Below are 6499 nucleotides of genomic sequence, written 5' to 3'. Positions count from 1 at the left end.
GGCCCCCGCCGCCGCCGAAGCGCCGGCCCTGCGCGGGGCGTCCCCGGCCGTTGCCGGCGTGCGGCACGCGCAGCTTGCGCCCGCCGCGCAACGAGATCACGCGGGCCTCGGTGTCGTCGCCTCCGCTTGCCGACGTCCCGGCGCCCGCCGTCGGCGTCCCGTTCGGCGTCGGCGCGGGGGCGGGCACGCTGCGCGTGCCCGGGGTGGCGTCGGCGCGCGGTGCCGTCGGGGCTGCCGTGTTCTGCGGGGTCGGGCCGTTTTGTGGCGCGTTCGCGGGCGGGGTCGGCTGAGCGGTCGGGCCGGGCTGGCCGGGCTGACCTTGCCGGCCGGCCTGGTCGGCGGGCTGAGCGGACGCGTTCGGGCCCCGGGCCCCCGCCGCCGCGGCGCCCGCGACGTGACCGCCGGGCGTCTCGTCGCTACCGCCGAGCGCGGCGGGCTCGCCCCACACCGGGGCGGCCGGCTGGGTCTGCTGCGGCTGGCGCTGCGTCTGCTGCGGCCGGTTCTGCGCAGGCTGCTGCGGCGCCTGGGGCTGATTCTGCGCAGGCTGTTCTGCCCGGGACGCAGGCTGCTCCTGAGAATGCTCAGGCTCTACCGCCAGCTGCTGCTCTGCTGCAGGCTCCGGGGTCCGCCCGGGCGTGGACCCCGCGGACTCCGCAGACGCTGCGGGTTCCTCAGACTCTGCGGGCTCGGCCGGTTCCGACTGCTCCGCCTGCTCGGGGTGCTGTTCCTGCTCGGCCTGCTGCACCCGGGCAGACTGCTCCTGCGCGGGCTGCTGTTCCTGTCGTTCAGCGGCCGGGTTTACCCCGGGTTCGCCGCCCTCCGCGGAGTCATCCTCGTGGGTGCTGTCCGAGGACGGCGCCTGGTGCTCGCGCGCGGTCGTCTGCGGCTGCCACGCCGGCTGCGGGGTCGCCGGCGCGCTGAACCCGGCGGCGACCGGGTCGGTGCCCACCTGGCACTGGACGGCCAGCGGGCGGCCGAACTCCTCGGTGAAGGCCGCGGCGATGTCCTTGTTGTTGCTCTCGGCGTTCACGCGCGAGGCCAGCGCCCCGGTGTTGTGGCCGAGGTAGACCGTGCCCTCGCGCACGCCGAGGACGGTGGCCTCGGTGAGCATGATCTGGGCGATGTGGTTGCGCTTGCCCACGTCGTGGCGGACCTGGCCCCACCGGCGGCGGACCGCCTCAGTGAGCTCCTCGTCCGAGGCGTCCTCGCCCGGCAGCTCGTCGTCGTTCTGCACGGCGGGCTTCGCCGCGGCCGGGGCGGCGGGCTCGGCCTGCGCCTCCGGCGCGGACGGTGCCGCCGGTGCGGCGTCCTGCGGCTCCGGGGCCTCCGGAGTCTCGGGCGCGGAGTCGGCGGCAGTCTCAGCCTGCGACTGCGGTGCAGGCTCAGCTGCGCCCTGCGGCTGCGGCGACTGCGCCGCCTGCTCAGCGGCGGGCCGGGCCTGCGGGGCGGGCTCGGGAGCCGCGGCGGATTCCTGGGATTCAGCAGGCCGGACCTGGGACTCGGCAGCGGGCGCGGCCTCGGGGGCCGGTGCCTGCTGGCCCTGCTCCTGCGCAGGAGCCTGTGGCTGAGCCTGAGACTGAGCCTGCTGCTCCTGCGGCTGCGCAGGCTGCTGCGACGGCACCCGGCGCTGCGGAACCTCCGGGCGCTCGGGACGCTCGGAGCGGTCCTGCGAGCGCGCGGCCTGGGCACGCGCGATGGCCTCGCGGGCCGCCTGGGAACCGCGGCTGCCGCGCACCGGCGCCTGGCTCGTGGACCCGCCCGTGGCCTCGTGCGGGGCGTAGCCCGGGTTGTGCCCGCCGGGCTGACCGGCGCCGGCGGTGGCACCCCCGCTAGCTGGACCGGCGGCGGCACCGGCGCCCGCACCGCCACCGGCCGCGGCGACGCCGTGACCGGTGCCCGCGGCCTGCGCGGTGATCATCAGGTGCGCCAGCAGGATCTCCAGCAGCAGGCGCGGCGAGGTCGCGCCCTTCATCTCCGGCATCCGCTCGTTGATCTGGTCGGCGAGCTCCGCGATCCCGGTCGGGCTGAACATGCCCGCCTGGGCGCTGAGCACCTCCGCGCGCCCCGCGGGCGCCTCCACCAGGCCCATGTCGAAGGCCTCCGGCACCGTCTGGATGACCATCAGGTCGCGCATCCGGTCCAGCAGGTCGACCACGAAGCGCCGCGGCTCGATGCCGCTCTCGATGACGTCGTCGACCGTGGAGAACAACCGTGCGCCGTCGCCGGCGGCCAGGGCCTCCACGGTGGCGTCGAGGAGCGTGAAGTCGGTCAGGCCCAGCAACGGCTGCACCTTCTCGTAGGTGACGTGGCCGTCGCCCGAGCCACCGATGAGCTGGTCCATGATCGACAGCGAGTCACGGGGGCTGCCGCCGCCGGCCTGGATGACCAGCGGGTAGACCGCGTCCTCGACCGTCACCCCCTCGGCGGCGGTGACCTGCTGCAGCAGCCCGCGCATCGCCTGCGGGGTCAGCAGCCGGAACGGGTAGTTGTGGGTGCGCGAGCGGATGGTGCCGATGACCTTCTCCGGCTCCGTCGTCGCGAAGATGAAGATCAGGTGCTCCGGCGGCTCCTCGACCACCTTGAGCAGCGCGTTGGCGCCCGCCCCGGAGATCATGTGGCACTCGTCGATGATGTAGACGCGGTAGCGCGACTCCGCCGGGGCGAACATCGCCCGCTCGCGCAGTTCACGCATGTCCTCGACACTGCCCTGGCTGGCCGCGTCCAGTTCCGTGACGTCCAGGTTGCCCGGCCCGCCCGGCGCCAGCGCGCGGCAGGACTCACACTCCCCGCACGGTGTCGAGGTCGGCCCGTTGACGCAGTTCAGCGAGCGCGCCAGGATGCGCGCCGAGGACGTCTTTCCGCAGCCGCGCGGGCCGGAGAACAGGTACGCGTGGTTGATCCGGCCGCTGTCGAGCGCGGCGCTCAGCGGCTTGGTGACCTGGTCCTGGCCCACAACCTCTGCGAAGGTGGCGGGGCGGTACTTGCGGTAGAGCGACACGCGCCCAGCCTACCCAGCGGCCGGACCGCCGGCCGGGCGGGCCCAGTCCCCCGGATCCGCCCCGGTCAGGGCCAGCGCCTCGAGCAGGCGCTCCGGCCCGGCGGCCCGCGCCAGCTCCGCCTCGGCGTCGGTGACCATCACGACCTGCAGCACCGCGGTCAGCCGACCGCGCGAAGCGTCGGTGCCCTCCCCGTGGACGGTGCCGGGGGCCTCGTTGACCTGCGGGACCTGCCCGCCCCACACCGTCGGCGGGGCCAGCAGGCCGTGGCGCACGGTCGTCTCCCCTGCGAGCCCGGCACGGGCGGCCAGCCCGTCGAGGACGGTGCCCGGCTGCGCGGGCAGGCCGCCCTCGGCCAGCACCGCGGCGGCGGTGCCGACGACGCGCACGGCTGCCAGCGCGGCGTCGGAAATCGAGGCGGAACCCGCCACGGCCATTAGCTCGCAGCGCACGTCGACGCCCTGCTCGTCGGCGGCCGCAAGTCCCGTCTCGACGCGCGCGAAGTCGGTCGTGCACGCCACGGCGTGGCCCTCGGCCTCCTGGAGGCCGACGCGGAAGTCGCCGCCGCGGGCGACCGTCAGCGGCGCCGGCAGGATGCCGTTGAGCCAGTCCAGGGTCTCGCGCGCGTCCATGCGCCTGCCTCTCCGCGCCGCGGGGCGCCGCCGGTTATCGGGGTTACTTGTCCAGCTTCTCCAGGGCCGCCAGCAGCACGCAGGTGGCCACGCCGTTCATGGCCTCCTCGAGCTCGTCGACCGGCGGCAGCGAGGGCGCCAGGCGGATGTTGCGGTCGTTCGGGTCCTGGTGCAGCGGGAAGGAGGAGCCCGCACCCGTCAGGGCGATGCCGGCGTTGCGGGCCAGTTCGACCACGCGGGCGGCGGTGCCGTCCATGACGTCCAGGGAGATGAAGTAGCCGCCGGTCGGCTTCGTCCAGGAGGCGACCTCGTACTCGCCGAGGCGGTCCTGCAGGATGTCGAGCACGGCCTTGAACTTCGGGGCCAGCGAGCCGGCGTGCTTGAGCATGACCGTGCGCACGCCCTCGGCGTCGCCGAAGTAACGAGCGTGGGCCAGCTGGTTGACCTTGTTCGGGCCGATGCCGCGCACCGAGGCGTGCGAGGCGTACCAGGACAGGTTCTCCGGCGAGGAGGCGAAGAAGGCCACGCCCGCGCCGGCGTGCGTGATCTTCGAGGTCGAGGCCATGAACCAGAAGCGGTTCGGGTTGCCGGCTTCCTCGGCGAAGCGGATGACGTTGTGGTTCTCGGGGAACTTATCGGTCAGGGTGTGCACGGCGTAGGCGTTGTCCCACACGATGCGGAAGTCCGGGGCGCCGGTCTCCATCTCGGCGAGCTGGCGGGCGACGTCCTCGGAGACCGTCACACCCGACGGGTTGGCGAAGACGGGCACCAGCCACATGCCCTTGACCTCGGGGGCACGGGCCAGCTCGCGCACGGCGTCCATGTCCGGGCCGTCCTCGTTGAGCGGGACCGGGATCAACTCGATGCCGAAGTGCTCGGTGATGGTGAAGTGGCGGTCGTAGCCCGGCACCGGGCAGATCCACTTGACGTGCTCCTCGGCCGACCAGGGGCGCTCGGAGTCGTTGTTGCCGAAGATCCACGACCAGCTGACCAGGTCGAACATGATGTTCAGGCTCGAGGAGTCCTCGGCGTAGATCAGCTCGACGGGCAGGTCCAGCAGCTCCGCCCAGATGGCGCGGATGTCCGGGATGCCCTTGAGGTTGCCGTAGTTGCGCACGTCCGAGCCGTCGGCGGCGGTGTACTCGCCGCGCCCCGGCAGGGCCAGCAGCTCGTCGGCGAAGTCCAGCTGCTCGGCCGACGGCTTGCCGCGGGTCAGATTCAGGTTGAGGTTCTTCGCCTTCAGGTCGTCGTACTCGGCGCGGACCTTCTCGGCGAGCTCCGTGAGCTTCTCGTCCGTCATGTCGGTGAGCGACATAGTCCCTCAGATTCCTTCCCCGCGCCGCGTGCGCACGCGGTTGTCGTGTCGGATCATTGTCGTGTCGGATCAGTTGTGTGGTTCTGCGTGTCGCGCGCCACCCGGAGGCCGCGCGCGTCGCGCCCACACATCGTACAGCGGCTACGACGGGGTGCACCCGTGCGCGTGTGCGGGGCCGGCTCCTGTGACCGGGTGCGGCTGCGCTCTGCGGGCGGGTGGGCCGTCCCTCGGCGGCAAAGTGGGCCGCCCCCCGGCGGCCCGTAAAAATAAGGGGACCCCGCGCACCCGGTAGAGCCCGTTGACCCTTGCTGCATTCCTGCCCTGGGGGAGTTCACGAGATACACGCCGCGCGAGATCCGGACCCCCACTCTAGCCGAGATCCGGAGAGAGGCCAAGACGCGGTGCGCGCCTGCTGATTTGGCCGCGGCGGCAGACGCCGTGTACGATTTCTTCAGCACGACGGGGCACGCCCCGCCTGTGACGCTGGAGGATTCGACTAGCGGCCTATGTCACACGCTTGGAATGCGTGCGGGAGTGACCCTCCCACGTGGGTTCAAATCCCACATCCTCCGCAGTTGGAAGGACCGCCGCCCGGGAGACCGGGTGGCGGTCCTTTTCTGTGCGCTGGTCTTCCGTGGGCGACCGGCGCCCCCGCTGCCGCGCTTCCACCCCGCGCCGTCGCCCCTCCCCCCACCGCCGGCACCCCTCCCCTACTGCAACGACCGTTGCATGTGCCAGGCGCTGAAACTCGGCATTTGAGCGTCCAGCACATGCAACCTTTGGCCCTGGGGCCGGTGGGCGGGGTGCTCGCGGGCTGAGCGCCGGTGTGCGGGGTGCCGGTGTGCGGGGTGCCGGGCGGCGTCAGTAGCCGAATTGCTTCTTGCGCAGGCGCTCGGCGTCCAGGCGCTGGAGGACGCGCACGATCGCGCCGACGGCGAAGGCGGCGAAGACGGTGCCCTCGCGCACGCCGACGATGTGTCCGTTGAGGATGAGCGAGAGCACGACCGCGAGGATGACCAGCGACCAGTCGAAGCACTGCTTGACGGTGCCGAAGTTCCAGCCGGTCACGATCGCGGAGATCACGCCCTCACCGGGGACGTAGAGGAGCCCGGGCAGGACCTCGATGAACACGCCGACGGCGACCACGAGGGAGCCGATGAGGGCGAGCACCCACTTCTGCCAGTAAGCCTCCGGGGCGAGGAAGTCCGTCATCCGCAGGGAGAGGATGCAGAGCAGGCCGAAGACGACGGCCACGCCGACCTGCAGGTAGCCCATGAAGGTGAAGCCCCGGCGCAGCAGGACGATCTGGATGACGACGAGCAGCGCGTTGAAGATGATGGTCCACTGCCCCACCGTCAGATTCCAGGCGGCCAGCGCCGCCGGCGGGGTGGAGATCGGGGTCGTGCCCAGGTCAGCGTGGATCGTCAGGGCGATGACCAGGGACATCACGGCCACGCCGAGCAGGAACAGCAGCCAGCGGACGAGCAGCGGGAAGCGGTCCTCCAGCCGCGGGGTGAAATTCTTCACATCTTCATTTTTCATATGAACGTGGACCG

Annotated in this window: 4 protein-coding genes, 1 tRNA gene and 1 other RNA gene; 1 reads left to right on the top strand and 5 read right to left on the bottom strand. The window is 72.5% G+C overall.

The features are described from left to right. The 4 genes from QQA02_RS11180 to ffs all read right to left on the bottom strand — a co-directional run. On the bottom strand, positions 1-2998 hold a 2998-nt coding region (locus QQA02_RS11180; RefSeq protein WP_284864325.1), incomplete at its 3' end, for a DNA polymerase III subunit gamma and tau. A gap of 9 nt (positions 2999-3007) precedes the next feature. Next, positions 3008-3628 (bottom strand): suppressor of fused domain protein, encoded by a 621-nt coding sequence (locus QQA02_RS11175; protein ID WP_284776220.1) that lies wholly within the window; start codon positions 3626-3628, stop codon positions 3008-3010. A 43-nt stretch (positions 3629-3671) separates the two neighbouring features. Next, positions 3672-4943 carry an aspartate aminotransferase type Ic gene (locus QQA02_RS11170; RefSeq protein ID WP_284776221.1) on the bottom strand — a complete coding sequence of 424 codons (1272 nt, stop codon included), beginning with the start codon at positions 4941-4943 and terminating at the stop codon, positions 3672-3674. Positions 4944-5209: 266 nt separating this feature from the next. Continuing rightward, an RNA gene (gene ffs / locus QQA02_RS11165) (signal recognition particle sRNA small type) lies at positions 5210-5304 on the bottom strand. A gap of 124 nt (positions 5305-5428) precedes the next feature. On the opposite strand from ffs, the gene QQA02_RS11160 reads away from it, so the two are divergent. Then, positions 5429-5515, top strand: a tRNA-Ser gene (locus tag QQA02_RS11160). Positions 5516-5804: 289 nt separating this feature from the next. Here the strand turns inward: QQA02_RS11160 and QQA02_RS11155 are convergent. Next, positions 5805-6470, bottom strand: a complete 666-nt coding sequence (locus QQA02_RS11155) for a YczE/YyaS/YitT family protein (RefSeq protein WP_284776223.1) — start codon at positions 6468-6470, stop codon at positions 5805-5807. Between the last annotated feature and the right edge of the window lie 29 nt (positions 6471-6499).

It is taken from the genome of Corynebacterium sp. MSK006, from assembly GCF_030232385.1.
Classification (GTDB): domain Bacteria; phylum Actinomycetota; class Actinomycetes; order Mycobacteriales; family Mycobacteriaceae; genus Corynebacterium; species Corynebacterium frankenforstense_A.
This window is presented reverse-complemented; position numbering and strand designations above follow the sequence as displayed.

Excerpts from the sequence above, each read along its gene's own strand:
- QQA02_RS11175 (WP_284776220.1), bottom strand. The coding sequence starts at position 3,628 with ATGGACGCGCGCGAGACCCTGGACTGGCTCAACGGCATCCTGCCGGCG.
- QQA02_RS11170 (WP_284776221.1), bottom strand. The coding sequence starts at position 4,943 with ATGTCGCTCACCGACATGACGGACGAGAAGCTCACGGAGCTCGCCGAG.